The organism is Paracoccus indicus, assembly GCF_003056335.1.
GTDB lineage: Bacteria > Pseudomonadota > Alphaproteobacteria > Rhodobacterales > Rhodobacteraceae > Paracoccus > Paracoccus indicus.
Genome location: NZ_PYWA01000006.1, coordinates 221,779 through 248,684, shown reverse-complemented (window position 1 = coordinate 248,684; position 26,906 = coordinate 221,779). Strand labels below are relative to the sequence as shown.

General features: G+C 64.1%; 26 protein-coding genes. 18 read left to right on the top strand and 8 right to left on the bottom strand.

The window, feature by feature from the left end; genetic code table 11:
* The first annotated feature begins 6 nt into the window (after positions 1–6).
* The 4 genes from DDE75_RS11895 to DDE75_RS11880 all read left to right on the top strand — a co-directional run bounded on the left by DDE75_RS11895 (position 7) and on the right by DDE75_RS11880 (position 4,802).
* Positions 7–663 (top strand): cytochrome c oxidase subunit II, encoded by a 657-nt coding sequence (locus DDE75_RS11895; protein ID WP_245894722.1) that lies wholly within the window; start codon positions 7–9, stop codon positions 661–663.
* Positions 660–3,107 carry a cytochrome c oxidase subunit I gene (gene ctaD / locus DDE75_RS11890; RefSeq protein ID WP_108502597.1) on the top strand — a complete coding sequence of 816 codons (2,448 nt, stop codon included), beginning with the start codon at positions 660–662 and terminating at the stop codon, positions 3,105–3,107. The genes DDE75_RS11895 and ctaD overlap by 4 nt, the downstream gene beginning before the upstream one ends.
* Positions 3,107–3,412, top strand: coding sequence for a hypothetical protein (locus DDE75_RS11885; RefSeq protein WP_108502596.1), 306 nt, complete (start codon positions 3,107–3,109; stop codon positions 3,410–3,412). Before ctaD ends, DDE75_RS11885 begins: the two co-directional genes overlap by 1 nt.
* Positions 3,413–3,554: 142 nt before the next feature.
* Positions 3,555–4,802: a GAF domain-containing sensor histidine kinase gene (locus tag DDE75_RS11880; RefSeq protein WP_108502595.1), complete on the top strand. Its 1,248-nt coding sequence runs from the start codon at positions 3,555–3,557 to the stop codon at positions 4,800–4,802.
* Here the strand turns inward: DDE75_RS11880 and DDE75_RS11875 are convergent, their stop codons facing one another.
* Positions 4,803–5,228 carry an Lrp/AsnC family transcriptional regulator gene (locus DDE75_RS11875; protein ID WP_170310953.1) on the bottom strand — a complete coding sequence of 142 codons (426 nt, stop codon included), beginning with the start codon at positions 5,226–5,228 and terminating at the stop codon, positions 4,803–4,805. It lies immediately after the preceding gene.
* 122 nt (positions 5,229–5,350) lie between these two features.
* Here DDE75_RS11875 and ctlX point away from each other — a divergent pair, with 122 nt between their 5' ends.
* The gene (gene ctlX / locus DDE75_RS11870) at positions 5,351–6,295 is read left to right on the top strand and encodes a citrulline utilization hydrolase CtlX (protein WP_245894721.1); all 945 of its coding nucleotides are present in this window, start codon (positions 5,351–5,353) and stop codon (positions 6,293–6,295) included.
* Between the two features lie 12 nt (positions 6,296–6,307).
* Positions 6,308–7,372 (top strand): ornithine cyclodeaminase, encoded by a 1,065-nt coding sequence (locus DDE75_RS11865; RefSeq protein WP_108502593.1) that lies wholly within the window; start codon positions 6,308–6,310, stop codon positions 7,370–7,372.
* Between the two features lie 10 nt (positions 7,373–7,382).
* Here the strand turns inward: DDE75_RS11865 and DDE75_RS17650 are convergent, their stop codons facing one another.
* From DDE75_RS17650 to DDE75_RS11855, 3 genes are read right to left on the bottom strand one after another with little or no spacing between them, the layout of a single operon-like run.
* Positions 7,383–7,775, bottom strand: a complete 393-nt coding sequence (locus DDE75_RS17650; protein WP_245894720.1) for a ferredoxin reductase domain-containing protein — start codon at positions 7,773–7,775, stop codon at positions 7,383–7,385.
* A gap of 15 nt (positions 7,776–7,790) precedes the next feature.
* Positions 7,791–9,008 (bottom strand): FAD-binding oxidoreductase, encoded by a 1,218-nt coding sequence (locus DDE75_RS11860; protein ID WP_245894719.1) that lies wholly within the window; start codon positions 9,006–9,008, stop codon positions 7,791–7,793.
* A gap of 41 nt (positions 9,009–9,049) precedes the next feature.
* Positions 9,050–9,676 (bottom strand): glutathione S-transferase family protein, encoded by a 627-nt coding sequence (locus tag DDE75_RS11855; RefSeq protein WP_108502706.1) that lies wholly within the window; start codon positions 9,674–9,676, stop codon positions 9,050–9,052.
* Between the two features lie 141 nt (positions 9,677–9,817).
* Here DDE75_RS11855 and DDE75_RS11850 point away from each other — a divergent pair, with 141 nt between their 5' ends.
* From DDE75_RS11850 to DDE75_RS11835, 4 genes are all read left to right on the top strand, one after another.
* Positions 9,818–10,717: a LysR substrate-binding domain-containing protein gene (locus tag DDE75_RS11850; protein WP_108502592.1), complete on the top strand. Its 900-nt coding sequence runs from the start codon at positions 9,818–9,820 to the stop codon at positions 10,715–10,717.
* Between the two features lie 475 nt (positions 10,718–11,192).
* The gene (locus DDE75_RS11845) at positions 11,193–12,155 is read left to right on the top strand and encodes a sialic acid TRAP transporter substrate-binding protein SiaP (protein ID WP_245894718.1); all 963 of its coding nucleotides are present in this window, start codon (positions 11,193–11,195) and stop codon (positions 12,153–12,155) included.
* A gap of 75 nt (positions 12,156–12,230) precedes the next feature.
* The gene (locus tag DDE75_RS11840) at positions 12,231–12,776 is read left to right on the top strand and encodes a TRAP transporter small permease (RefSeq protein ID WP_108502590.1); all 546 of its coding nucleotides are present in this window, start codon (positions 12,231–12,233) and stop codon (positions 12,774–12,776) included.
* Positions 12,777–12,785: 9 nt separating this feature from the next.
* A complete protein-coding gene (locus tag DDE75_RS11835) occupies positions 12,786–14,057 on the top strand; it encodes a TRAP transporter large permease (protein WP_162799026.1) in 1,272 nt (423 codons plus the stop codon).
* A 39-nt stretch (positions 14,058–14,096) separates the two neighbouring features.
* On the opposite strand, the gene DDE75_RS11830 is transcribed toward DDE75_RS11835, so the two are convergent.
* Both DDE75_RS11830 and DDE75_RS11825 read right to left on the bottom strand, forming a co-directional pair.
* Positions 14,097–14,813: a FadR/GntR family transcriptional regulator gene (locus DDE75_RS11830; RefSeq protein WP_108502588.1), complete on the bottom strand. Its 717-nt coding sequence runs from the start codon at positions 14,811–14,813 to the stop codon at positions 14,097–14,099.
* 24 nt (positions 14,814–14,837) lie between these two features.
* Positions 14,838–16,460, bottom strand: coding sequence for a GMC family oxidoreductase (locus tag DDE75_RS11825; RefSeq protein WP_108502587.1), 1,623 nt, complete (start codon positions 16,458–16,460; stop codon positions 14,838–14,840).
* Between the two features lie 147 nt (positions 16,461–16,607).
* Here DDE75_RS11825 and DDE75_RS11820 point away from each other — a divergent pair, with 147 nt between their 5' ends.
* The 8 genes from DDE75_RS11820 to DDE75_RS11785 are packed head-to-tail and all read left to right on the top strand — an operon-like array spanning position 16,608 to position 25,545.
* Positions 16,608–18,071: an aldehyde dehydrogenase family protein gene (locus DDE75_RS11820; RefSeq protein WP_211659338.1), complete on the top strand. Its 1,464-nt coding sequence runs from the start codon at positions 16,608–16,610 to the stop codon at positions 18,069–18,071.
* Positions 18,072–18,128: 57 nt separating this feature from the next.
* Positions 18,129–19,097: an ABC transporter substrate-binding protein gene (locus DDE75_RS11815; RefSeq protein ID WP_108502586.1), complete on the top strand. Its 969-nt coding sequence runs from the start codon at positions 18,129–18,131 to the stop codon at positions 19,095–19,097.
* A gap of 60 nt (positions 19,098–19,157) precedes the next feature.
* The gene (locus DDE75_RS11810; protein ID WP_245894717.1) at positions 19,158–20,681 is read left to right on the top strand and encodes a sugar ABC transporter ATP-binding protein; all 1,524 of its coding nucleotides are present in this window, start codon (positions 19,158–19,160) and stop codon (positions 20,679–20,681) included.
* The gene (locus DDE75_RS11805; protein ID WP_108502585.1) at positions 20,678–21,646 is read left to right on the top strand and encodes an ABC transporter permease; all 969 of its coding nucleotides are present in this window, start codon (positions 20,678–20,680) and stop codon (positions 21,644–21,646) included. Before DDE75_RS11810 ends, DDE75_RS11805 begins: the two co-directional genes overlap by 4 nt.
* Before the next feature lie 3 nt (positions 21,647–21,649).
* Entirely contained in the window at positions 21,650–22,645 is a 996-nt protein-coding gene (locus tag DDE75_RS11800) for an ABC transporter permease (RefSeq protein WP_108502584.1), read from the top strand.
* Position 22,646: 1 nt separating this feature from the next.
* On the top strand, positions 22,647–23,747 hold the full coding sequence (locus DDE75_RS11795) for a mandelate racemase/muconate lactonizing enzyme family protein (protein ID WP_108502583.1): 1,101 nt from the start codon (positions 22,647–22,649) through the stop codon (positions 23,745–23,747).
* Positions 23,744–24,778 carry a zinc-dependent alcohol dehydrogenase gene (locus DDE75_RS11790; protein WP_108502582.1) on the top strand — a complete coding sequence of 345 codons (1,035 nt, stop codon included), beginning with the start codon at positions 23,744–23,746 and terminating at the stop codon, positions 24,776–24,778. Before DDE75_RS11795 ends, DDE75_RS11790 begins: the two co-directional genes overlap by 4 nt.
* Positions 24,775–25,545: an SDR family oxidoreductase gene (locus DDE75_RS11785; RefSeq protein ID WP_108502581.1), complete on the top strand. Its 771-nt coding sequence runs from the start codon at positions 24,775–24,777 to the stop codon at positions 25,543–25,545. Before DDE75_RS11790 ends, DDE75_RS11785 begins: the two co-directional genes overlap by 4 nt.
* A 161-nt stretch (positions 25,546–25,706) precedes the next feature.
* Here the strand turns inward: DDE75_RS11785 and DDE75_RS17300 are convergent, their stop codons facing one another.
* Both DDE75_RS17300 and DDE75_RS17295 read right to left on the bottom strand, forming a co-directional pair.
* Entirely contained in the window at positions 25,707–26,261 is a 555-nt protein-coding gene (locus DDE75_RS17300) for a YcbK family protein (protein ID WP_162799013.1), read from the bottom strand.
* A 233-nt stretch (positions 26,262–26,494) separates the two neighbouring features.
* Positions 26,495–26,872, bottom strand: a complete 378-nt coding sequence (locus tag DDE75_RS17295) for a hypothetical protein (RefSeq protein ID WP_162799012.1) — start codon at positions 26,870–26,872, stop codon at positions 26,495–26,497.
* Positions 26,873–26,906: the final 34 nt, after the last annotated feature.

Here is a 26,906-nt window from a genome sequence, read left to right as displayed (position 1 = left end):
CTGCGGATGTCTGCTGTCATTCTAACACCGGTTCTGCTGACAGGTTGCGACGAAACTCTGTCCACCGTCCACCCGGCGGGACCGGCGGCGGCGGTCATCGCGCAATTGTGGTGGGTGCTGCTGGCGGGGTCGGTGGTCATCACGACACTGGTTGCGATGCTGGTTCTTTGGGCGTGGCGCCGCCCCGAGGGTGCAGTATCCGAACGCCGCTTCGTCATCGGGCTGGGGCTGGCCTTTCCGATGACGGTGCTGGCGGCTCTGCTGGCCTATGGGCTGATCATCGGCGAAAAGTTGCTGCCGCATCAGGGACCGGAGGTGGTCTCGGTGACCGCCGAGGCGCGGCAATACGCCTGGCGCTTCGGCTATGCCGACCTGCCGGGGCGCATCACCGATGACGTGCTGCACATCCCCGCGGCGCGGCCCGTGGATGTGGCGATCACCTCGGCCGACGTGATCCACGCCTTCTGGGTGCCGCGCCTGGCGGGCAAGCTGGACGCCGTGCCGGGCCATGTGAACACCCTGCGGATCGAGGCCGCATCCCCCGGCGAATATGCGGGGCTGGGCGCGGAATACAACGGCCCCGGATACCGCGGCCACGGCTTCACCGTCATCGCCCATGATCCCGCCGGATGGCAGGCATTTCTGCAAGGGGAGGCGCCATGAACGCCCTGCAAAGGCACCGCGCCCTGTCGCGCATCTGGGCATCGGACCCCGGCTGGCGGGGGTGGTGCACATCCGTCAACCACACCGACCTTGGGCGGATGTTCATGGCGGTCTCGGCCTTCTTCTTCATCGTGGGCGGCATTCTGGCGATGCTGATCCGCGCGCAGCTGGCCAGCCCGCGTTCGGCCTTCATGGGGCCGGAACATTACAACCAGATCTTCACCATGCACGGGACCATCATGATGTTCCTGTTCGCCATCCCCATGTTCGAGGGGCTGGCCGTCTATCTGCTGCCCAAGATGCTGGGGTCGCGCGACCTGGCCTTCCCGCGCCTGACGGCCTACGGCTTCTGGTGCTATGTCTTCGGCGGCGCGATGATGATCTTTTCGCTGCTGGCGGGGATTGCGCCCGACAGCGGCTGGTTCATGTATCCGCCCCTGTCATCCACGATCAATTCGCCGGGGATCAATTCGGACTTCTGGCTGATCGGCATCACCTTCGTCGAGATATCCGCCATCGCCGCCGCGGTTGAGATCACCGTCACCATCCTGCGCTACCGCGCACCGGGCATGTCGCTGGTCCGAATGCCGATCTTTGCGTGGTACGCGCTGGTGACGGCGGTGATGATCCTGACGGGTTTTCCGCCCCTGATCCTGGGGTCGATCCTCTTGGAACTGGAACGCGCCTTCGGCCTGCCGTTCTTCCAGGTGGCCCATGGGGGCGACGCGCTTTTGTGGCAGCACCTCTTCTGGCTGTTCGGCCACCCCGAGGTCTATATCATCTTCCTGCCCGCCGCCGGAGCCATTTCCACCATCCTGCCTGTCATGTCGCGTACGCGGCTGCTGGGGCATCCATGGGTGATCGCATCGGCGGTGTCGCTGGCGGTGCTCAGCTTCGGGCTGTGGGTGCACCACATGTTCACCACCGGCATCCCGCATCTGGCGCTGGCCTTCTTCTCGGCGGCGTCCACGCTGGTGGCCGTGCCGACGGCGGTGCAGATCTTCGCCTGGATCGGCACCATCGCCAAGGGCCGACCCCAGCTGCACCTGCCGATGATGTGGATGCTGTCGTTCTTTGCCACCTTCGTCATCGGCGGGCTGACGGGGGTGATGGTCGCCGTCGTGCCCTTCGACTGGCAGGCGCATGACACCTATTTCATCGTGGCGCATCTGCATTACGTGCTGATCGGCGGCTTCGTCTTTCCGATGCTGGGGGCGCTTTACTACTGGATGCCGCATGTCACGGGGCGCAAGACCTTCTTCAAGCTGGGCAACACGGCCTTCTGGCTGATCGTGCCGGGGTTCCACGGCACCTTCCTGCTGCTGCATTGGGTGGGCCTTCTGGGGATGCGCCGCCGCATCGACACCTTCGATCCGGGTCAGGGGTGGGAGGTGATCAACATCATCGCCTCGGTCAGCAGCTTCGTCATGGCGATCGGCTTTGCGCTGGTCTTGATCGACGTGGTGGTCAACGCCGCCGTCGCGATCCGCGGGTCGCGCGACCCTTGGGGGGCGGGCACGCTGGAGTGGGCGATGCCGACGCCTGCCGCGCCCTACAACTTCGCCAGCCTGCCGCAGATCACCTCGCGAGAGCCCTTGTGGGACACGCCCGAGCTGCCCCTTCAGCTGGCGAGGGGCGAGGGGTATCTGGGCGATCCGTCCCGCAACCGCCGCGAGACGCTGACCGTCGAACCGACCACCGGCAGGCCCGAATATATCGTCGTCTTTCCCGGCAATACGGCGCTGCCGATGCTGATGTCGGCGGTGACGGGCCTGTTCTTTCTGGGGATGCTGATCAAGGCCTATTGGCTGGTGCCCGTCGCGGCCTTGGGCGTTCTGGCCTGCGCGCTGGTCTGGACATGGGGGCTGCAACGGCCCGCGCCCGAAGGCCCGCTGCCCGTCGGACGCGGGCTGTCGCTGCCCATAGCGTCCGAGGTCGCCCATCCCCCCGGCTGGTGGGGATCACTGTTCCTGCTGGTCGCGGATGGGACCTTCTTCGGATCGCTGCTGTTCGGATATGCCTTCCTCTGGACCATCGCGCCGAACTGGCCGCCGCAGCAATGGGCCGAAGCGGGCCTGCTGCCCGTTGCGCTGCTGATCGGCGGGACGTTTCTGGCCTTGGCCGCAAGCCGCGTCCGGTCGCTGTGGCCCGTGACCTGCGCTGCGATGCTGGCAATGGCGTTGGCGGCGGTGATGGTCTTGCGCGCGGTGCCCGACCCCGGCCAGCACGCCTATGCGGCGACGGTCTGGGTTCTGGCGGGCTATGCCGTCCTGCACCAGGGGCTGGCGCTGATCATGGCGGGCTTCTTCGGCGCGACCCGGATCGCGGGCCATGCGCCTGAAACCACGGGCGGGCTGCATAACATCGCCCGGCTGTGGTCGGATTACGCCGTGGCGGTCTCGGTCATGGGCATCGGGGCGGCGCTGCTGCCGGGGTGGGGCTGATGGGGACCGTCCTGCGCCTTGCCCTGCCGCTGACAGCCTGGCTGGCGGCATTCAGCGCGATCTATGGGCTGAACGGCTGGCTGTGCACGACGGATCTGACGGATGCCAAGGCCCGCACCGTGCTGGCCGTTGCCGTCCTGCTGGCGGTCGCGATGCAGGTCGGGCTGTTCATCTGGCTGCGCCGCTGCGATTGGCAGGCCGCCGGTCCGACCCTTCGCGGCGTGGCGCTGACGCTGGCGGTGGTTGCGCTGGTCGGCACCGCCTGGACGCTTTTGCCGGGTCTGCTGCTCAGCCGTTGCGTCTGACGGGTGCATTTCCCGATTTTCGCCTTTCGCTGCATAGCTGCGAGCGACTAAGACGGTATGGTCGATCATGGATGCGGCATTCACGGACAAGGTGCCGCGCGACGGATGCGCAGGGCCGACAGGCAAAGCGGGGAAACGACCGATGAACCAGGGGACAGGGCGACAGGCAATCATTCAGGACCATGCCGCCTTCCTTGAAGGCACGCATGACTTCCAGTCCGACATCACCATGCTGGCCGAAAGCACGCTGATCGGGACGATCCTGGAAACCGTGATGCTGGCCACCGACATGCGCTTTGCCACCATCGCGCGGGTGACGGCCGACCGCTGGATCGCCTGCCGCACCGTGGACGAGGTCAACTTCGGCCTGGACGCGGGTGACGAGATCGAGATCGACTCGACCTTCTGCCAATCGGTGCGCCAGACCTCGACCAAGGTCGTCTTCAACGATTCCGCCACCGACGAGGTCTATGCCGGGCACCCCATCGCGGCCAAGTTCGGCATCGCCAGCTATGCCTCGATCCCGATCCACAGGGGCGACGGCAGCTTCTTCGGCACGCTCTGCGCCATCGACACCGAACCGCGCGACATCAGGAACCCCCGCGCGCAGGCCATGCTTGAGATGTTCGCCGACATCATCGGCCAGAGCCTCGAGACCGAGGAGCGGCTGGAGGCGCATGAACTGATGCTGGATCACGAACGCGAACTGTCCCGCATCCAGGAGGAATTCGTCGCCGTGCTGGGCCACGACCTGCGCAACCCCGTGGCGGCGCTGGACGCGGGCTTTCGCCAGCTGGGCAAAGAGCCGATGACCGAAAGGGCGCAGATGCTGCTGCCCATGATGCGGTCGTCGCTGCGCCGCATGAACGATCTGATCGAAAACATCATGCTGCACGCCAAGGCCCGCTTGGGCGGCGGCATCCGCATCTCGGCCACGCCCGATGCCCCGATCGGCACCGCCGTGACCCAGGTGGTCGAGGAGATCCGCGCAGCCTCGCCCGATCATCCCATCACGCTGGACGTGGCAATCGACCGCCCCGTCAGCTGCGACGCACCGCGCGTGGCGCAGGCGGTGTCGAACCTGCTGTCGAATGCGGTGCGCTACGGAACGCCTGGCGAAACCATCCACGTGCATGCGGGGCTGGACGCACGCGGGCTGGTCATCAGCGTGACCAACCAGGGCCCCCCGGTCCCCGAGGACCTGCAGCACAGGCTGTTCCAACCGTTCCGCCGCGGCACCCATGCCGTGGGCGAGGGCCTGGGCCTGGGTCTTTACATCGCATCCTCGATCGCCACCGCGCATAACGGCTCGGTCGAGGTCGTCTGCGAGGGTGGCACCACGACCTTCGCCTTCCGCCTGCCGATGCTGCCCGTGCCCGCCGACATCTGATCAGACCGAGCTGAGCAGGATCGACGTTTCGCTGTTGGTGATGCCGGGAATGCCGCGGACCTCGCGCAGGACGCGGTCGAAATCGGCCAGGCTCTCGGCGCTGAGCTGGGCGACCAGATCCCAGTTGCCATTGGTCGAATGTAGCTGATGCAGCGCCGTGATGCCCCGCAGGCTGCGGATGACCTGTGTGGTCGATTGCCCCGACACCTCGATCATCATGACGGCGCGGACACCCTGCGGGCCGCTGTCCTCGCGTGCGCGGATGGTGAAGCCCAGGACCGCGCCGGACTGCACCAGCCGGTCCATCCGGCTTTGCACCGTCGCGCGCGACACCTTCAGCAGCGTGGCCAGCTTCGAGACCGGCGCCCGCCCATCCTCGCGCAGGAGCGCAATCAGTCGGCGATCGAGGTCGTCATAGGGGTGCATGGCAATTCGTATCCGGTGGCTTGGCAAAATGCACAGAACTGGTGCTCAGATTGGGCAGCATGATCATACAATGCGTCAGGCGGCATGGCTATCTTCGATGCATGAACATTCATCGAAAGCCCATGCCCCATATGCCGCGTTCCTCGCTTCAGGCCCCTGCGTCGGTCGTCATGATCCGCCCGCACCGCTTTACCCCCAATGCCGAAACGCGGCGGGACAATCATTTCCAGACGGCATCCCCGATGAATGCCGCGACCGTTGCAAAAGCGGCCCATGACGAGGTGACGCGCGCCGCGGATGCCCTGCAGGCAGCAGGCGTGCAGGTGCATCTGTTCGAGGACAAGGGTGCCGAAACCCCGGATTCGGTCTTCCCCAACAACTGGTTCTCGACCCATTCGGGGGGGCATGTGGCGGTCTATCCGATGTATTCGACCAACCGCCGGGCCGAACGCCGTGCGGATGTGCTGGAGATGCTCAAGCATCGATACCGGGTGCAGGACATCATCGATTATTCGGGGCTGGAACAGGACGGTCTGTTCCTTGAAGGCACCGGCGCGATGGTGATCGACCATCTCGAGCGTGTCGCCTATGCCGCCCGGTCAAGGCGCACCAGCGAGATCCTGCTGGAACGGTTCTGCACGCATTTCAACTATGAGCCGGTGGTCTTCGACGCGGTCGATGCGACCGGCCAGCCGATCTATCACACCAATGTCGTGATGTGCATCGGCACCGGTTTCGCGATGATCGGTCTGGACTGCATCGCCGACACGGCACGCCGCCATGAGGTGGCCGAACGCCTGCGCCGGGGCGAACGCGACATCATTGCGCTTGGCCACGCCCAGATTGCCGAATTCGCGGGAAATGCCATCGAACTGCAGGGCCGCGACGGTCTGGTGCTGGCCTTGTCGTCGCGCGCGCTGCGGTCGCTGGACGGGGTCCAGCGCGCGACGCTGGAACGTCATGCGACCCTGTTGCCGCTGGATATTCCCACCACCGAACACGCCGGCGGTTCCGTCCGCTGCATGATCGCGGGACTGCACCTGAGCGCCCGCCCCCTGAACAGCTGAAGAAAGCATCCCATGTCCCCGCTTCCCTCCAAACTCGCCTATGTCCCCTTCGTTTCGGTCGCCGACATGATGGGTCTTGTCCATCACATCGGTATCGAGGAGATGCTGACCGACCTTGCAGCCGAGATCGAGGCCGACTTCCTGCGCTGGCCCGCGTTCGACAAGACGCCGCGCGTCGCCTCGCATTCCGCGATCGGCGTGATCGAGCTGATGCCGACCTCGGACGGTGAAACCTATGGGTTCAAATACGTCAACGGCCACCCCAAGAACACCGCCGAGGGGTTGCAGACCGTCACCGCCTTCGGGGTTCTGGCCGATGTGGTGACGGGCTATCCCAAGCTGCTGAGCGAGATGACGATCCTGACCGCACTGCGGACCGCGGCCACCAGTGCCATGGCGGCCCGGCACCTTGCCCCCGAGGGCGCGCGGACCATGGCGATGATCGGCAATGGCGCGCAGTCCGAATTCCAGTGCCTGGCCTTCAAGGCGGTCTGCGGGATCGACACCGTGCGGCTCTATGACATCGACCCGACCGCGACCGCGCGCTGTGCCCGCAACCTGGCGGGCAGCGGTCTGACGGTGGTGCAATGCCGGTCCGGCCAAGAGGCCATCGAGGGCGCCCAGATCATCACCACCTGCACCGCCGACAAGCAGTATGCGACGATCCTGACCGACAACATGGTCGGCGCAGGCGTGCATATCAACGCCATCGGCGGCGATTGCCCCGGCAAGACCGAGCTGCATCGCGACATCCTGCATCGCGCGTCGATCTTCGTCGAATATCCGCCGCAGACCCGGGTCGAGGGCGAGATCCAGCAACTGGATCCCGACCATGCCGTGACCGAGCTGTGGCAGGTCGTCGCCGGACAGATGCCGGGGCGCAGCGATGCGCGGCAGATCACCCTGTTCGACAGCGTGGGCTTTGCCATCGAGGACTTCAGCGCCCTGCGTTTCATCGCCAAGGCCATCGTGGGGACGCCGTTCTTCACGCCGCTGGACATGATCGCGGACCCCGACGACCCGCGCGATCTGTTCGGCATGCTGCAACGGGCGAAACCCGACGCTGCCGGCAACTAGGCCGCCGCGATCACCCCGCCGGACCGAATGTCTCGGAATGGATCATCCGGGGCGGGACGCCTGCAGCCTCCAGCCCGTTGCGGATGTCGGCCAGAAAGCTTGGAGGTCCGCAAAGCAGGTAATGCGCCTGCGATCCCGCGCCCAGCCCCAGCAGGCTGGCCGCCGTGATGCGCCCGCGGGCGTGATAGTCGCGTCCATGCACGTCATCCCTGCCGGGGCGGCTATAGGCGACATGCTGCACGGCGCGAGGGTTGGCCGCGACCAGGGCATCCACCTCGTGGCGCAGCGCATGATGGTCGCCGTCACTGGTGCCATGGACATACCAGAGCGGACGGTCGTGATGCCGTGTCGCATGCAGCATCGACAGCATCGGCGTGAAGCCCACCCCGGCCCCGACCAGCACCAGCGGACAGTTCGATCAGGGGATGACAAAATCCCCCGAAGGTCGTTGCGCGTCGATCAGGCTGCCTTCGGCCAGGTGATCGTGCAGGAAGCGCGACACCAGACCCCTGTCCTCGCGCTTGATGCTGATGCGATAGCGGTCGCGGTCATCCGGCGAACCCGACAGCGAATAGCTGCGTCTGGAGGTGCCTTTCTGTCCCGGTATCTGCAGTTCGATGGGCAGGTGCTGACCGGCCGCAAAGGGAACAAGCGGACGGCCATCCGCCGCGGCGAAGTGGAACGAGACGACATCGGCCGTCTCGCGCACGCGCTTGTCCAGCCGCAACCGCCGCGTCAGGTGGTCCTGTCTTGCCCACCGCAGTGACACGGCGGCAGGACGCTGGATGATCTGATCGATCCGGACATCGATCATGCGCCGGGCGTCATGGTCATCCCCGGGGTTCCAATCGATCGTCGCCCGTCCCGAAAGATGCAGCAGGCCGCCCGTTTCGAAATCGATGAACAGCAGGCCGACACTCGGGTCCAGCATCAGGTTGCCGATGGTGTTGAAGAAGTTGTTCCCCGCGTAGTCGGGAATGCGCAGATGCGTGTCATCGACCACCTGCACGAAGCCCGCCGGCCCGCCACGATGCGAGGCGTCATACCCGTCCGAGGCGGCGCCCGCGCGGCCCTGATGGCCGGAGCCGATGAACATCGTGTCGGCGGCGGTGATCTGCGCGATCTGATCGGCGCTCAGGGCGGTGGACCTGATCACGCGGCCCGGCGTCGTTTCCGCCCGCCTCCACGCGCGTTCGCTGATGTATTGCGGGCAGTTACCGAAGGTCTGGCGGATGTCGATGGCATAGCCCGCAGCCGATGGCCTGATGTGGCCGCTGAAACGGTTGCGGCGGCGACTGGCCAGCTCGATCCCAAGCACCCCGATCTCGGTGCCGTGGGCAAATGTCATGGCCAGCGGATCGTCGGTGCCAAGTTGCGTGGCCAGTTGGATGCATCGCGGGTCGGGCGATGTCGCAAAGCCGTCCGGCCCCTCGATCAGCGTGATCCATGTCCTGCCCGCATCATCGCCGCCCGAGATCACAAGAAACGGCAGGCTGGTGTGGAACGCGCGGTGCTGTTCGGGCAGGTGATCGCGGATGAAGCCGCCCGCCCATGCGGCCACATCTCCCGCGCCGGCACGTTCCTGCGCCGCGCGTTCACCTGCATGGAAGGGGTTGCCAAGATCGGAGGAGGTCATTTGACCGCTTTTGCAAATGGGTGTGTCATGCAGGCCGCCGATCAGGCCAGTTCGGGAATCGGAGATGTGGCCATGGCGACGAAATTGGGCTGCGCCTCGATCCGCTTCAGCCAGGCGCGGATGTTCGGATAGGGGGCCAGATCGACGCCACCCTCGGGCGCGTGGGCGATATAGCTGTAGCCCGCGACATCGGCGATGGTGATCGCATCGGTGGCCAGCCAGTCGCGATCGGCCAGATGCGCCTCGATGATGCGGAACAGATCATGCGCCTTGGCAACGGCTGCGGCATGGTCGTGACCGGTGCCGAACACCTTGACCAGACGCGCCGCACAAGGGCCCGCATAGATGTTGTCGGCGGCCACCGTCAGCCAACGCTGCACCTCGGCAGCGTCCTTGGGGGCCTGGGGCATCCAATGGGTGCCCTTGGCGTATGTCTGCACCAGGTAGACCAGGATCGCATTGCTGTCGGCCAGCGTGTAGCCGCCGTCATCGATCGCGGGGACAAGACCGAAGGGGCTGATCTTCAGAAACTCCGGCGACTTATGTTCGCCACTGGCCATGTCCAGATCGATCGTCGCATAGGGCAGATCCAGAAACGCCAGCATCAGCTCCACCCGATGGCAATGGCCGGATTTTGGGGTGCGATAGAGTTTGATCGGATGTGTCATGGGCATTTTCCTTCTGTCGGGGCCGGTCGAACGCCATGCCCGAAATCTTGCCCCTGCCAGCTTACCCGAATGTCATTTGCGAAATAATACGGTCATGGTGAAAGTCATAATTTCGGTATGCGGAACAGAAGGTGCGATGCGATGGACCGGATTCAGATGCTGGAAGTCTTTGCCGCCGTGGCCGACACGAGCAGCTTCAGCGGCGCGGGTCGCGTGACCGGCCTCAGCGCGCCGTCGATCACGCGCGGCATCAATGAACTGGAAGAACGTCTTGGCGCGAGGCTGTTCACCCGGACCACGCGGGTCGTGCGGCTGACGGATATCGGCCAGACCTATGTGCGAGAGGTGCGCGGCATCCTGGCCGATCTGAAGGCCGCCGACGATCTGGCCTCGGGGGCCGCGGCGCGGCCTACGGGGCTGCTGAGGATTACCGCCCCGGTCGAATTCGGCCGTATCCACGTCGCGCCCTTGCTTGCGGATTTCCTTGACCTCTATCCCGATGTCAGCGCCGATCTGGTGACGGTGGACCGGGTCGTGAACCTGGTCGAGGAAGGCATCGACGTCGCGATACGCATCGGTGATCTGCCTTCCTCGGGCCTGATGGCGGTGCAGGTCGGCCATGTCCGACGTGTCGTCTGTGCCGCGCCCGGCTATCTGGCAGAAAACGGGACCCCCGAAGCGCCGCAGGACCTGCAGCACCACAATATCATCGCGATCGGCGGCGGCGGTCCTCATGCGGAATGGCGCTTCGGAAAGGATCGCGAACAGGTCGTGCGGATGAAGCCGAGGCTGAGCGTCTCGAACGTCGGCGCCGGTTTGGCCCTTGCCCGGTCGGGATGGGGTCTGACCCGGGTGTTGTCCTATCAGATCGGCCCCGACCTGCAGTCCGGCGATCTGCAAACCGTGCTCGACGCGTTCGAGCCCGCACCGCTGCCCGTCCACCTGGTCCACCAGGAAGGCCGTCGCGTGACCGCCAAGCTGCGGTCGTTCATCGATTTCGCCCGCGACCGCCTGCGTGGCGAGCCTGTTCTGAACCCATAGCATACGGACTGTCGGGGCTGCTGATGAATACCAAGCGCCCGCTGCATTCATATTTCCGTAGAGTGCAGTGACCCCATCAGTCCGCCGCTGTGCAACTCACGAGAGAATTCCACCTTCAACGTGTTCTTGCTTTTCTGGGCTGCGTCTGACCGGCTTGGAAGATTGCGGGGCTTTCCTGAACAACCGGTTTCGCGAGGCCGCCTTCGGGCGGTGACCTGAAACGATCTTGCGAAGGCACAAAATCCCATAGAGTCTATTTGGTTGCACCAAATTGGGTGGTGTATGGCGTCCGGGTCTCGGATCAAGCTTCGTGCGTCTGAGGTGCGGCATACGAGGTAATGGCAGTCTTCGATGTCAAAGCGCAAACTCTTCAGCGAAAACTCTTCACGATGGTTGACAGCACGACGAACTTGCTGGCTAGAATATGGTAAGACCAAATAAATACCCAAGGGAGGGATCCCTAAAATTTTCCACGGTGCTGTTATGCGCGCTTGCCAGCATATCCGCCACGCCGGTTCTGGCAGAGACGACGCTGAAATTCGCCCATGTCTATGAAGCGGGTCATCCGCTGCACAAAGGGGAGGAGGATGTCGCGGCCAAACTCGAGACCGCCACCGAGGGGCGCGTGAAGATCGATGTCTTCCCGGCCTCGTCTTTGGGCGAGGAACTGGCCCTCTCGGAGGGGCTGACCCTTGGTACCATCGACATGATCTACACCGGGATCGGGTTCGTCTCGGCCTATTATGCGCCGATCGGGATGACGGATTATCCCTTTACGCTGCGCGGCATGGATCACTGGAAGGCTTTTCGCGAAAGCGATCTGCTGGCGGACATGAAGCAGGAGCTAGGCGACGCCATGGGCGGGGTCGAAGTGGCCGCCGTCAGCTATTACGGCGCGCGTCATGTCACCGCGAACAAGCCCATCCTGACGCCCGATGACATGAAGGGGCTGAAAATCCGGGTGCCAAATGCGCCTGCCTATCTGATCTTCCCCGAGGCGACGGGCGCGAACCCGACGCCGATGGCTTTCTCCGAGGTCTACATGGGCCTGCAGCAGGGCGTCGTCGATGCGCAGGAAAATCCCCTGACCACCATTCAGGCCAAGAAACTGAACGAAGTTCAGAGCGATATCAGCCTGACGGGCCATATCATGAACTCGACCCTGACACTGGTGTCGCAAACGGCGATGGACAGGATCGGCGAGGAGGATGCCAAGATCCTGCGTGATCTTCTGGTCGACAACGCGACCAATGTGACCGACGAGATCGTCACAGCCGAGTCCGAGCTGGCCGACTGGTTCCGCGATCAGGGAACGGCCGTTCATGACGTCGATCGCACGCCCTTCATCGACGCCGTGACGCCCGTGCTATTGGCCTCAGATGTTCCCTTCACCCGCGAACAATACGACGCCCTGCAGGCCTTGCCCGGGAACGAATAGGGCCGCGCTTGATCGACCGGTCGATGCGCGCGCCATGTCGCGCGCATCCCTTTCGTGGCCAGAGGAGGAGCCATATTGGAACCCCAGTCCGACGCCGAGAGCGTCTTTGAAGATTTCGACGAAGTCACCGACGATATTTCCGGCATCCGGTGGGAGGACGCGCCGGCCCTGATGCTGTTCACCTTTCTGGTCGTGGTGGTGGGCATGCAGTTCTTCACCCGATACGTCCTGAACGACAGCCTGGCTTGGACCGAGGAGGCCGCGCGCTACAGCCTGATCATCCTGACCTTCCTTGGATCGGCGATCTGCGTAAGGCAGGGAACGCATTTGATGATCGGCGTCATCTATCGCCATTTGCCACGCGCCGCGGTCAAGCCGCTTGCGATGTTCAGCGAACTGCTGACCGCGGGCTTTTTCGGCGGCCTGGCATGGCTGGGCATGTCCATGATCGAACGCACGTCGCGGCAGATGATGATCACGGTGCCTTTCCCAAAATCCTATGCCTATACCGCGATCACCGTCGGATGCACCTTGGCGGCGCTCTACGGCCTCATCAACCTGTGGCGCATCGCCAGTCGGACGCCGGAAGAGATCGCCGAACGCGCGATCGGAGGGGTATGATCCGTGGCCATGTTTGTCATGTTCGTCGTCCTGGGGCTGCTGCTGGTATTCGGAATACCTGTCGGCGTGGCTTTGGGGCTTGCCTCGTTCGCCTATGTCATGCTGGCCGGACTGCCCGAGGTGGTCGTCCTGCACAGCATGGTGGGCGGGGTGGACAGCTTTCCGCTGCTGGCGGTGCCCTTCTTCATCCTTGCCGGCCATCTGATGAACACCGGCGGCATTACCGAACGTCTGTTCGATTTTGCCCGGGCATTGGTTGGCTGGTTGCCCGGTGGCCTTGGTCACGTGAACGTCGGGGCCAGCGTGCTGTTTGCCGGCATGTCGGGGGCCGCGGTCGCCGATGCCGGCGGACTTGGCAACGTCGAGATCAAGGCCATGCGCCGTGCCGGCTATGACGTTGATTTCGCGGTCGGGGTCACCGCCGCGTCATCGACCATCGGCCCGATCATTCCGCCATCGTTGCCGATGATCGTCTATGGGGTGATGGCCTCGGCCTCGATCGGCAAGCTGTTCATCGCGGGTGTCGTGCCTGGGATCCTGATGGCGGGATCTTTGATGCTGATGGTCATGTGGTATTCCTGGAGGCGCGGCTATCCCCGTGATGCAGGGTTCAGCGTCGGAAATGTCACGCGGACATTCCAGCACGCCTTCCTGCCCTTGCTGACGCCGGCGCTGATTGTCGGCGGCATCACCACGGGCGCATTCACACCGACCGAGGCGGCGGTCGCTGCCGTCGCCTGGACGCTGGTGCTGGGCGTCCTCGTCTATCGGTCGCTGACATGGCGGCACATCCTGCGGGTGATGTCGGACACCCTGCAGACGACCGGCGCCATCATGCTGATCATCGCCAGCGCGGCGGTCTTTGCATGGATTTTGGTATCGAACCAGGTGGCAGCCCATCTGTCGGGGGCCATCCTGTCGGTCTCCGACAACCCGGTCTTCGTGATGGCGGCGATCCTTGCGATCGTTCTGGTGCTGGGGCTGTTCATGGAGACGGTCGCGGCGATCACGATCCTGGTGCCGGTCCTGTTGCCGGTTGCGACCTCGGTGGGGATCGACCCCGTTCACCTGGGCGTGGTGATCGTGCTGGCGCTGATAATCGGGCTGCTGACACCGCCGGTCGGTCTGGTGCTTTATGTGCTGGCTGCGGTTTCGGGAGTCAGTTTCGACCGCTGCGTCAAGGCGACGGCGCCATTCCTGATCCCGCTGGTGGTGGTCTTGCTGCTGGTGGCCTTCGTGCCGCAGATCTCATTGGCGCTGCCGCAGGCGATGGGGCGCTGACCTTGGCGGCGCGGGTTGAAACGCCCGCGCCGCCAGATATCACGGTTTTTCGCCGAATGTCCGGCAGACCTGTTCCCACGCGCTGGTCAGATGTTCACGCAGGCACTGCTCGGCCAGATCGGGATCGCGCAGCAGGATCGCGTCATAGATCCGGCGGTGCGCCTGATAGTTTTCGGCGTTGCGTTCGGGCAATCGCGGCATCTGCGACCACTGCGGCTCAAGCCATGTCGCATAGGCCCGGTGGATCGCCGGAAGAACGGGGTTTCGGGCTATGTCATACAGCACGGCATGAAAGGCCTTGTCGGTCTGATAGAACAGATCGCTGTCGGGGATTGCCGCTTCGTTTTCGGCCAGCGCCGCGTTCAGCGCCGCGATGTCGTTCTTGTCGGCATGCGTGGCCGCGTGGCGCACAAGCGATACCTCGATCATGATGCGGGTGTCGAACAGGTTGCGCACCCCTGCGTGATCGTTCAGCAGATGCGTGACCACATTCTCCAACGCCGAGATTGCCGCGTCATAGCCCGGTTTGCGGACCACGGGCCGATATCGCGGGCGGGCCTGCAGCAGGCCCTGTCGTGACAGGGCCTGAACGGCTTCGCGCACGACGGTCCGGCTGATGTTGTATTCCTCCATCAGGCTGCGCTCGGCGGGCAGGGGGCTGCCGTCGGGATAATCGCCGGCCTGGATCTTGGCCGCCAGACAGCGGACCACCTCATCGGCGGCGCGGCTGTTGTTTTTTTCAATCTCTTTTGCCACAGCAGACTCCCTTGCCTGATCGGTTCACAAGATCCCCATCACCATGTCGGCACATCTGTCGCCCATCATCATCGCCGGGGCCTGAGTGTTCCCCGCATTGATGTCGGGCATGGCCGACAGATCGCAGACGCGCAAGCCCTCGATGCCGCGGACGCGCAGCCTTGTGTCCAGAACGGCCATCGGATCGTCGTCACGACCCATCCGCGCAGTCCCTGCGGGGTGATAGTTGGTCTTGACGAAACGCCTGCAATGATCGCGCAGGGCCGTATCGCTGCGGTCGTCGGGGCCGGGCAGCATGACCCGGTCGATCAGGGTGGCCAGCGGCGCCTGATCGAACGCACGCAGGAAAAAGCGCTGCCCCTCGATCATGCGGTCCATGTCGTCGGGATGTTGCAGCAGATTGGGCGAGACCAGCGGCATGGCCATCGGGTCGTCCGAGGCCAACCGCACCTGGCCGCGCGATTTCGGTTTCACGACCACGGTGGTCACCGTCAGCCCGTGGCCATCTTCGACGATGTCGCGCGTGTCCCGGTCGACATAGACGATGGGTACGCAGAACGCCTGAATGGTCGGCTCGGCCTCGGGGTTCGTCGGATTGACGAAGGCGCCGGCCTCGACCCCGGCAGAGGTCACGGGACCCGTTCCGAACATCTTGAACTGCAGCCCGTTGCGGATCATCCGCCAGCCATTCCCCTGGCGATAGTACCCATAAGGCCCGTTGACCCGCGCGGTGATCGGCACTTCGGGATGATCGATCAGGTTCTGTCCGACGCCCGGCAGATCGGCGACGCAGGCAATGCCGTGTTCCGCAAGGTGATCGGCGGGACCGATGCCTGACAACATCAGCAGCTTGGGTGTGACCAGCGATCCCGCCGACAGGATCACCTCGGACGTGCAGTGAACGGTATGGGTGCCGCTTCGGTCGCGATAAGTCACGCCGGATGCGCGCCCGTTCTGCAGCTCGATCCGACAGACTTCGGCGTTCAGGCGGACGGTCAGGTTCGGATTGGCCTCTTGCGGGGTGATATAGGCATAGGCCGAAGATGACCTCCGCCCGTTTCGGTTCATGAACTGATAGAAGCCGACGCCCCTCTGGTCGGTGCCGTTGAAATCGGGATTGAACGGCAGCCCCAGACCCTGCGCCGCCTGCACGAAAAGGCGCGACAGGGGGTCGATGTGCCCCGGATCGGACACCAGAAGCGGGCCCTCGGTCCCGTGTAGATCGTTGCACAGGCGGTTGTTGCCCTCCATCCGTCGAAAGTGCGGCAGGACGGCCTGCCAGCTCCAATCGACGGCATCGTTTGCGCCATGCAGCCGGGTCTGCCAGCTGTCGTAATCGGACGGACGGCCGCGCATATAGACCTGCGCGTTCACCGACGATCCGCCGCCCAGTACATGGCCCTGGGGGATGTCGTGGACCCGCCCACCCAGGTGATCCTGGGGAACCGTCTTGTGATAACGCATGAATTTCGTGCCGTTGATCATCTTGAAGATGCCCGGGGGCATATCCAGCAGCGGGTGGCGGTTCGAATGCCCCGCCTCCAGCAAAAGCACCCGCGCGTCGCCTTCACTGGCCAGACGCGCGGCCGCCACGCAGCCCGCCGCACCCCCGCCGATCACAATGATATCGAATTTTTCCTGCGACATGAAATTCCCCGTTATGGAACGACCATAATATGCAGATGCCCGAGTGCGGATCTGAAAAATGCGGTTTTGTCTCACAATTTTATTGACTCATTCGCGTCCAAAGTAAATGTTCAACCCATCTTGGTCATACCAAAAATGGAAGACGCAATGAATTTCGACCCCTTTGCCCAGAGTGTCACCGCCGCCATGTTCATCGATGGGCAATGGGCAAGTGACAGCGCGCGCAGTGTCATCGAGGTTGAAAATCCTGCGGATGAAACGATCATCGGCACCATTCCCGATGGCACCCCCGAGGATGCCGACCGGGCGGTCGCAGCGGCGATGCGCGCGCAGCCGGCATGGGCCGCATTGCCCGCAATCGAACGGGGCCGCGCAGTCCGCCGCCTTGCCGCGAAAATTGCCGATCGCGCCGAGGATCTGGCCCGCCTGATCACCCGCGAACAGGGCAAGCCCATCTCGCAGGCGCGGGGCGAGGTTGATGCGACCATCGGCTTCCTGGAATTCGCCGCCGAAAACGCGCGCCGCATCGAAGGCGACATCATCGCCTCCGACAATCCCGACGAAGAGTTCCAGATCCGCCGCCACCCCTATGGCGTCGTGGTCGGTCTGACGGCGTGGAATTATCCCGCCGCCCTTGCCGCGCGCAAGATCGGGCCCGCACTGGTCGCGGGCAACACCTTCGTGCTGCTGGCCCATGAGATCACGCCGCTGTCGGGCCTGTTAATTGCAGCGATGGCCGAACAGGCCGGTATTCCGGCAGGCGTCATCAACGTCGTCACGGGACGTGGTGCGGTCGTGGGACAGGCGCTGGTCGAACACCCGGGCACCGCCATGATCACCATGACGGGCAGCAACCGCGCCGGGCGCGAGATCTTTCGGTCCGCGGCCGACGGCATGAAGGTGCTGCGGCTGGAGCTGGGCGGCAAGGCACCCTTCATCGTGATGGAGGACGCCGATCTGGATCGCGCGGTCGCCGCCGCGGTCACCGCGCGCTTTACCAACTGCGGGCAGATCTGCACCTGCAACGAACGCATGTATCTGCACCGCGACATCGCGGATGAATTCCTTGACCGCTTTGTGGCGGCGTCACGCGCGCTCAGCATCGGTGATCCGATGGCGGACCCCGATCTGGGCCCCAAGGTCAGCGGCCCCGAGGTCGCCAAGATCGCCGCATTGGTCGATCAGGCCGTCGCAGGCGGTGCCGAGGTCTTGCTGGCGGGCGGCCCGCTGACGGAAGGGCGCTTTGCCAAGGGCCATTGGTATGCGCCGACGGTCCTCGAGGTTCGCGACAATGCCTCGGCCCTGATGACCAACGAGGTTTTCGGCCCCGTGGTCCCTGCCATGCGCATCGACGATTTCGACCACGCGCTGGCCTTGGCCAATGACACCCGCTTCGGGCTGTCGGCCTTTGTCTTTACCCGCGATCACCGCCGCCTGATGCGCACGCCGCGCGCGCTGCACTTCGGGGAGATCTATGTGAATCGTGCCAATGGCGAACAGTTCCAGGCGTTTCACAACGGGTGGGGTCATTCCGGCCTTGGCGGTGAGGACGGCAAGTACGGCTTCGACGGGTATCTGCGCAAGCAAACGCTCTACATGAACTGGGACTGACGAAACCCGCGCGGTCGGGGAGGAGCCCGACCGCCATTTTTCTGGGAGGAGAAACCGATGAGAAAACACCTGATCACCAGCGCAGCCCTGCTGTCCTTCGTCGCCGTCGCAGGCGCGCAGGCCGAAACGCCGCCGCTGGAACAGAAGGACCGCTACAAGGTCGGCTTTGCGCAGATGGAGTCGAACAACCCCTGGCGCATCGCGGAAACCAAATCGTTCCATGACACTGCCGAAAGCTGCAACTGGGATCTGATCGCCACCGATGCGGCCGGATCGGCGGCCAAGCAGGTGGCCGATGTGGATTCGATGATCGCCCAAGGCATCGACGTCCTGTTCCTGCCCCCGCGCGAGGAAAAGCCCCTGCTGCCCGCGGTGATGAAGGCGCAGGGCGCGGGCATCCCCGTGTTTCTGGTCGACCGTTCCGTCGATCCCGATGTGGCCAAGCCGGGCGAACATTTCGTGGCCTTCCTGGGGTCGGATTTCATTGAACAGGGCGGACGCGCCGCCGAATGGCTGATCGAGAACTTTGAAGGTGACAAGGGCGTCATCGTCGAGCTGGAGGGCACCACCGGTTCCTCGCCCGCCAACGACCGCAAGCAGGGTTTCGACGAGCGTATCGCCGAAGACGACCGTTTCGAAATCGTCGCCAGCCAGACCGGTGACTTTGCCCGCGACATGGGCCGCCAGGTCATGGAGACGCTGCTGCAGGCGCATCCCGATGTGAACGTCGTCTATGCCCATAACGACGAAATGGCGATCGGTGCGATCCAGGCATTGGAACTGGCCGGCCGCAAACCCGGCGAGGATGTGACCATCGTCTCCATCGACGGGACGCGCGATGCGCTGCAGGCGATCATCGACGGCAAGATGGGTGTCACGGTCGAAAGCTCGCCCTTCTTCGGGCCGCTGGCCTGCGAGGTGATGCAGAAATACGCCGCCGGCGAAGAGATCCCTGGCTGGGTCGAGGTCGAAGACCGGATCTTCACCGCCGACAATGCCGCCGATCACATCGACGAAGCTTACTAAGCGCGCATCGGCCGAAGGGATCACTTCCTTCGGCCCACCTCAGCCACGGAAGCAATGTCCATGACCGATCTGATTGAAATGACAGGTATCGGCAAGAGTTTTGCCGGTGTCGCCGCCTTGCGCGACGCCAGTCTGTCGATCCGCCCTGGCGAAGTTCATGCCATCATCGGCCAGAACGGCGCCGGAAAATCCACTCTGATCAAGATCCTGACCGGGGTCTATCGCCGCGACGCGGGCGTCGTGCGCATGTCGGGACACGATCTGGCCATCGCAGGCCCGCGCGAGGCGCAGGATGCCGGGATCGCCACGATCTATCAGGAACTGAGCCTGGTTCCCCTGCGCAGCGTGACCGAGAATGTCATCATGGGATACGAGCCGCGCAGCCGTCTTGGGCTGATCGACTGGAAGGCCGCCCATGCCCGCACCCGGCAGATCCTGACGCGTTTCGGCGTCGATATCGATGTCACGCTGCCCTTGGGCCGCTATTCGACCGCGATCCAGCAACTGGTGGTCATCGCACGTGCGGTATCGCTGAACGCCCGCTTGGTGATCATGGACGAGGCGACCTCCTCGCTGGACGACCAGGAGATCGAGACCCTGTTTTCGGTCGTGCGGGGGCTGAAGGACGATGGGGTCGCGGTCCTCTACATCTCGCATTTTCTGGATGAGTTGTACCGCATCTGCGACCGCGTGACGGTGATGCGCGACGGGCGGACCGTGGCCACGCATGACGTTGCCGGAACCACGAAGCTGGGGCTGATCACCGAAATGCTGGGCCGTGATGCGGGCGAAATCCAAGCTGCGGGACTGACGGCACTGTCGGGCGGGACATCCGAACCGGGCCGGACGCTGCTGCAGGCCGATGGGCTGCGCACCCGCACCGGGTTGCGCGGCATCGCGCTGGACATTCGCCAAGGCGAGATCGTCGGTCTGGGCGGTCTGTTGGGATCGGGCCGGACCGAGGCCGCCCGCGCCCTGTTCGGGCTGGACCCGCTGACAGGGGGCGCGGTTCACCACCACGACGGCGTCGCGCTGGACAGTCCCGCGAAGGCCATCGCGCAGCGGATCGGCTTTCTGACCGAGGACCGCAAGGTGGACGGCATCATCCCGCACCTGTCGGTCCGCGAGAACATCACACTGGCGATCCTGCCGAAATTGCGGAAGGCCGGTGCCATCGACCGCCTCCGCGAACGCCAGATCGCCCAGCATTACATCACGGCACTGCAGATCAAGACCGCGGGCATGGAACAACCCATTCGCGAATTGTCGGGCGGCAATCAGCAAAAGGTGCTGCTGGCGCGCTGGCTGGCACTGGACCCTGAAATCCTGATCCTGGACGAACCGACTCGCGGTGTCGATGTCGGTGCCAAGTTCGAGATCCAGTCGATCATCCGCGATCAAGTGGCCAAGGGATTGGCCGTTCTGCTGATCAGTTCCGAATTCGAGGAACTGGTCGAGGGCGCGGACCGCATCGTCGTGTTGCAGGATGGCCGGTCCGTGGCCGAACTGCACAATCCCGGCGTCACGCAGGATGCGCTGATCAATGCCATCGCGCATCACCACGACAAGGGGGCGGCGGCATGAGCGATCCGACGATGATCCATTCCCGCTTCGATCCGGCGCGCCACGGGGCGCTGATCGCGCTGGTCGTGATCCTGGCCTTCAACCTAATCGTCACGCCGAACTTCTTTCAGGCGCAGACACTGTTCGTAAACATCAGCCAGATGGCCACCATCGCGATTGTCGCCATGGGCATGACGCTGGTGATCGCGACGGGGGGCATCGACCTCAGCGTAGGCGCTGTCATGGCGCTGGCCGGCGCATTGGCTCCGCTGATCTTCCTGTCGGATTTCGCGCAGGCCAATCCGGGTCTGGGTCTTGCCGCATCGATCGTCGTGCCGGTCCTGGTCGCGCTGTTCTGCGGGGTCTTCAACGGCATGCTGGTCAGTTGCTTTGGCGTGCAACCGATTGTCGCCACGCTGATCCTGTTCATCTCGGGGCGCGGGTTGGCGCAGGTGCTGACGAACGGCAACCTGCAGACGTTTTCCAATCCTGCTTTCAGCTATCTGGGGACCGGGCGCGTGCTGGGCCTGCCGTTTCAGGGCTGGCTGGTGCTGGCGATCGCCGTCGTGCTGACATGGGTGGTGACCAGATCCATCTTCGGGCGGCAGCTGCTGGCCGTCGGCGGCAACGAACGCGCGGCGCGGATGTCGGGCCTTCCGGTGCGCCGCGTCAAGATCGGTGCCTATGTCATCTGTTCGGGGCTTGCGGGGCTGGCCGGTCTGATCGTCGTGGCCATCAATTCCGCCTCGGATGCGGCGCGGATCGGCAACCTGATGGAGCTGGACGCCATCGCCGCGGCGGTGGTCGGCGGCACGCTGCTGCAGGGCGGACGCGCGCCGATCTTTGGCGCGATCCTGGGCGCGGTGATCATCCAGTTGGTGAAATACACCCTGCTGGCCAATGGCATCGCCGATGAGGTCGCCCTGATCGCCAAGGCCGCGATCATCATCGCCGCCGTCTATCTGCAACAAGGCTGGAAGGAGTAACCGATGGGCGATATCGCGTCTCTTGATCTGCGCCGTTACCTGCGCGGTGGTAGCCATTCCGCCGGAGTCTGGGCGGCCCTGATCGCGCTGATCATCTTCAGCCTGCTGCGCTACGAGAATTTCGGCGGCGCCTACAACATATCCTCTTTCCTCAACTACAACGCGATGTTCATCGTCATCTCGGTCGGCATGTGCTTCGTCATCCTGACCGGCGGAATCGATTTGTCCGTGGGATCGGTGGCGGCCTTCACCTCGGTCGTCGCGGCCTATCTGTCGCCCTATGGCATGCAGGTGGCGCTGCCCGGTGCGGTTCTGTCGGGGTTGGCCATCGGCGCGCTGAACGCATTCTTCGTGGTGGCGATGCGCATTCCGCCCTTCATCGCCACGCTGGCCACGATGCTGGGGGCCAAGGGCGGTGCGCTGGTCATTTCGGGGGCGCAGACGATCTCGGTCGATTGGGGGTCGAATTTCACGCGGCTTGGCATGGGCAAGGTCTGGGACATCTTCCCATGGACCGCCATCATCACCGCCGTGGTCGTCGTCGCATTGTGGATCGTGCTGGAACGGACATCCTTGGGACGCACCACCCTGGCCATCGGCGGGGGCGAGGATGCCGCCACCATGATGGGCCTGAATGTCCGCCGTGCCAAATGCTTCGTCTACATGCTCAGCGGTGCCTGTGCCGGACTGGCCGGTGTGTTTCTGGCCTCGGGCTTTGGTGCCGGGCAACCACTCGAGGGGATTGGCTGGGAACTGTCGGCCATCGCCTCGGTCGTGGTGGGCGGCACCTTGCTGACCGGCGGGATGGGGTCGGTTCTGGCCACCGTCGCGGGCGCGCTTTTGCTGGGCCTGGTGTTCAACATCCTGAATTTCGAGAACGGGCGCGGTGTCATCAGCCTCAGCGCATATTGGCAGATGGTGATCCGGGGCGCGTTCCTGCTGGCCGTCATTCTGCTGCAAAGCCGGCTGTCGCGCACCACCCAAAAGGAGCTTTCCTGACATGGCAGACATCAAAGACATCCGGGTCCGGATGTTTAACGTTCCGCTGGCCGAAGTGCTGACCGATGCCAAGCATGGCGACCATACGCATTTCCAGCTGATCACCGCCACGGTCACGCTGGAGGATGGGTCCGCGGGCACGGGCTATACCTATACCGGCGGCAAGGGCGGTCGGTCCATCGTGGCGATGATCGAGGACGATCTGGCGCCCTTGCTGATCGGACAGGACGCAGAGGCGGTCGAGGATCTTTACGAGGCCATGCAATGGCACGTCCACTACGTCGGGCGCGGCGGGATCGCCTCCTTCGCCATTTCGGCGGTGGATATCGCGCTGTGGGACCTGCGCGGCAAACGGACCGGACAGCCCCTGTGGAAGATGGCGGGCGGCGCGTCGGATCGTTGCCGGGCCTATGCGGGCGGGATCGATCTGAACTTTCCGCTGCCCAAGCTGCTGGACCAGATCTCGGGCTATCTGGCCGCGGGGTTCGACGGGGTCAAGATCAAGATCGGCCAACCGACACTGGAACAGGATGTCGCGCGTGTGCGTGCCGTGCGTGAACTGATCGGGCCCGATGTGACCTTCATGGTGGACGCGAATTATTCGATGTCGGTCGATCAGGCGATCCAGGCAGCGCAGGCCTTCGCGCCCTATGACATCACCTGGTTCGAGGAACCCACCATACCGGATGACTACAAGGGTTACGGCAGGATCGCCCAGGCCTCGGCCATTCCGCTGGCGATGGGGGAAAACCTGCACACCATCCATGAATTCGAATACGCGCTTGCCGACGCAGGACTGGGCTTCATCCAGCCCGACGCCAGCAATTGCGGCGGCATCACCGGATGGCTTCAGGTTGCACGGCTGGCACAGGCGCATGACATGCCGGTCTGCAGCCACGGGATGCAGGAACTGCACGTCAGCCTTGTTTCGGGACAGCCGAACGCCGGCTGGATCGAGATCCACTCGTTCCCGATCGACCGCTATACCCGCCGACCGCTGGTCGTTGAGGATCACCGTGCCATCGCGCCGGACGCGCCGGGTATCGGCGTCGAATTCGATTGGGCCAAATTGACCGCCGCACATGAGGAATTGTTGAAATGACCACGATTCAAGCCGCCTTCTATCGGGGCAACCGCAGTTTTCAGGTCGAACCGACCGAGGTTCCGGCCCCCGGTCCCGGACAGGCACAATTGCGCATCGCCTATTGCGGGATCTGTGGCACGGACATGCACGTGTTCCATGGGAACATGGATGCCCGCGTCGGGATGAACCGGATCGTCGGCCACGAGATGTCGGGCGTTGTCGAGGCCGTGGGCGAGGGCGTCACCAATGTGCAGCCCGGCCAAAAGGTCGTCGTCCGGCCACTGGACCCCTGCGGCCAATGCCCTGCCTGTCAGCGCGGCCATGGCCACATCTGCCACGAGCAGAAATTCCTGGGGCTGGATACCGACGGCGCCATGCAGGAACTGTGGAACGCGCCGGCCCATACCCTGCATATCCTGCCCGAGGACATGCGCCTGGACCATGCGGCATTGATCGAGCCGGTGGCCGTCGCCTGCCACGACGTGCGCATGGCCGCCGTCGCCCCGGGCGAGGATGTGGTTGTCATCGGCGGCGGCCCCATCGGCGTTCTGGTGGCAATGGTCGCCCGTGCGGCCGGCGGGAAGGTGATCATCTCCGAGGTGAACAAGACCCGCCTGGCGATCGCGGCCAAGCTGGGCTTCGAGACCATCGACCCGTCCGAGGTCGATCTGAAGGCCTCGATCGAGGACCGGACCGGCACCAAGGGCGCGGATGTCGTCTTCGAGGTGTCGGGTTCGCAGCCCGGCGTCGATGCGATGACGGCGGTGGCGGCCACGCGTGCGCGGATCGTCATGGTCGCGATCCACGCCAAGAAACCGCAGATCGACATGTTCCAGTTCTTCTGGCGCGAACTGCAGCTGATCGGGGCGCGCGTCTATGAACCCCAGGACTATGAAAAGGCGATCAAGCTGGTCGCCGAGGGTCGGATCGATGCCAAGACCATCATCACCGTTGTCAGCCCGCTGTCGGACATCCAGGGCGCATTCGAGTCGCTCGACAGCAGCCCGACCGCATTGAAAAGCCTGATCAAGATCGGAGATTTCGCATGAACGTCCTGTCCAGCTTCGACCTGACGGGCAAGACCGTCCTTGTCACCGGCTGCAAGCGTGGCATCGGTCGCGGCATGGCCGAGGCGCTGGCCGAGGCGGGCGCCGATATCGTCGGTGTCAGCGCCTCGCTGGAACCATCAGGGTCCGAGGTCGAGCGCGCAGTCACTGCGCTTGGCCGGAAATTTCGCGCGTATCGATGCGACTTCAGCGATCGGCAGGCCGTGCGCGCCTTTGCCGCGCAGATCGAGGCAGACGGCATCGCCCCCGATATTCTGGTCAACAACGCCGGAACGATCAAACGCAGACCGGCGGCGGAACACCCCGACGACTGGTGGGACGAGGTGATCGAGGTGAACCTCTCGGCCCAATTCATCCTGTCGCGTGAAATCGGCCGTGGGATGATCGAACGCGGGCAGGGCAAGATCATCTTCACGGCCTCGCTGCTGACGTTTCAGGGCGGGATCACGGTGCCCGGATATGCCGCATCGAAAGGCGGTATCGGTCAGCTGACGAAGGCGCTGGCCAACGAATGGTCGGACAAGGGCGTGAACGTCAATGCCATCGCGCCGGGCTATATCGCCACCGACAACACGCAAGCCTTGCAGGATGACGAGGCGCGTTCCAAAGCCATTCTGGAGCGGATCCCCCGTGGCCGTTGGGGGACACCCCGCGATTTTGCGGGTCCGGTCGTGTTTCTGGCCTCGGCAGCGTCGGACTATGTCAACGGCGAGATTTTGGTCGTCGACGGCGGCTGGATGGGGCGCTGACTACCCCCGCGGGGATCGCCCGACCGTACTCCGTTCGTCTGTCATGGCAGCAAGACATCAGGTTCAAACAGGCTGCATCCAGCAAGAGGTCAAGGGCGTACAGATCATCGCGAACCGAAAATCTTCTTGCCCCTTAAGGCAACCAGGGTTCGGAAACGGGGTCATCCGTGCCAGGCGCGCCGCGGGCCGCAATCGACGTGGACGAAGCCTTTGCGCCGATAGCAGCCGATGCCACCCGCACCACAGATCCTTGCGACCTCGGCGATCCTGTCGACGGCCACGCCCGGCTGGACGATATCGACCGCCTGCGCCCGCAGGTGGAACGAATTCTTGGCCGCACCGATGCCCCTGCTGCGCAGCATCATGTTCGTGCTTGGCGACCGGAAGGCCGAGGTCAGCAGATAGGGGTCGCGTGTGCCCAGCTGGTTGTGGATCGCGCTCAGCACCTCGATGGTGCGGATGTCATAGGGCATGCTTTCGCCCGTACGCCAGTCGCGCAGGAAACGGTCGATGGCACGCAGGGCGTCGCCGTCATAGCCGGCTGCGGACCGGAACCTTATGTCGATCCGTTCACCCGTATGCGAGGATTGCATGTTCAGCCGCCCGTTGGACAATCGCAGCATGTTGCCGAAGGCGGGCGTCACGGCCAAACCCGCCGTGCAGGACAGGATGCCGGCAAGAAAGGCGCGGCGGCGGGGGCTTGCATCTTGGGTCATGGTCCGGATCCGCTTTCCAGGTGAATGCCTTGGCCAGGATCCTAGCCTGAAGCGGGTCGTTGCAGGTGGGCGCATCGGGATGGTCCGGCAGTTCGTTCGCCCGCGACCATGTCCATCCGGCACTTTCGCTATGCCACCGGATGTTCCATTGCACCGGGCCCGTGCCGACCCCGCCACGCATCGACCCCCGCCATGGTGGATGGCGGGGGTCGATGCGTGGCCCTTGGGGGCGATCAGTCTTCGTAGCTCTCGATCAGCTGGTCCAGCACGTCCGAGACCGCGTGCTGCGTGCCGTCGTTGGTCTGGTGGTTCTCGATCATGATCAACCCCTCCGAGCCGTCGCCAAGATGCATGTCGACCTGGATCCAGTTGCCGATCGCATAGGAATTGGACTGGATGTTGTAGCCTGCCACACCTGAGGTCGCTCCCCCCGGCAGCACCCCGGCCTGCACGCGTCCCGCATCGGGGCCGGTCATCTGCAGGCGCAGGTGGTTTTCGCGGCTTCGAGGCGGGAAATTCCACGGGCGTGCCCCCGTGACGAAGATCGTCTCGCCTGTAAGACAGCCGGTGCCCGCCGACAAGCAGGCGCATAGCATCACGATGCCCTTCATCGTCTGAACCTCTTGTTCGGGCTTCGGGGGCGGC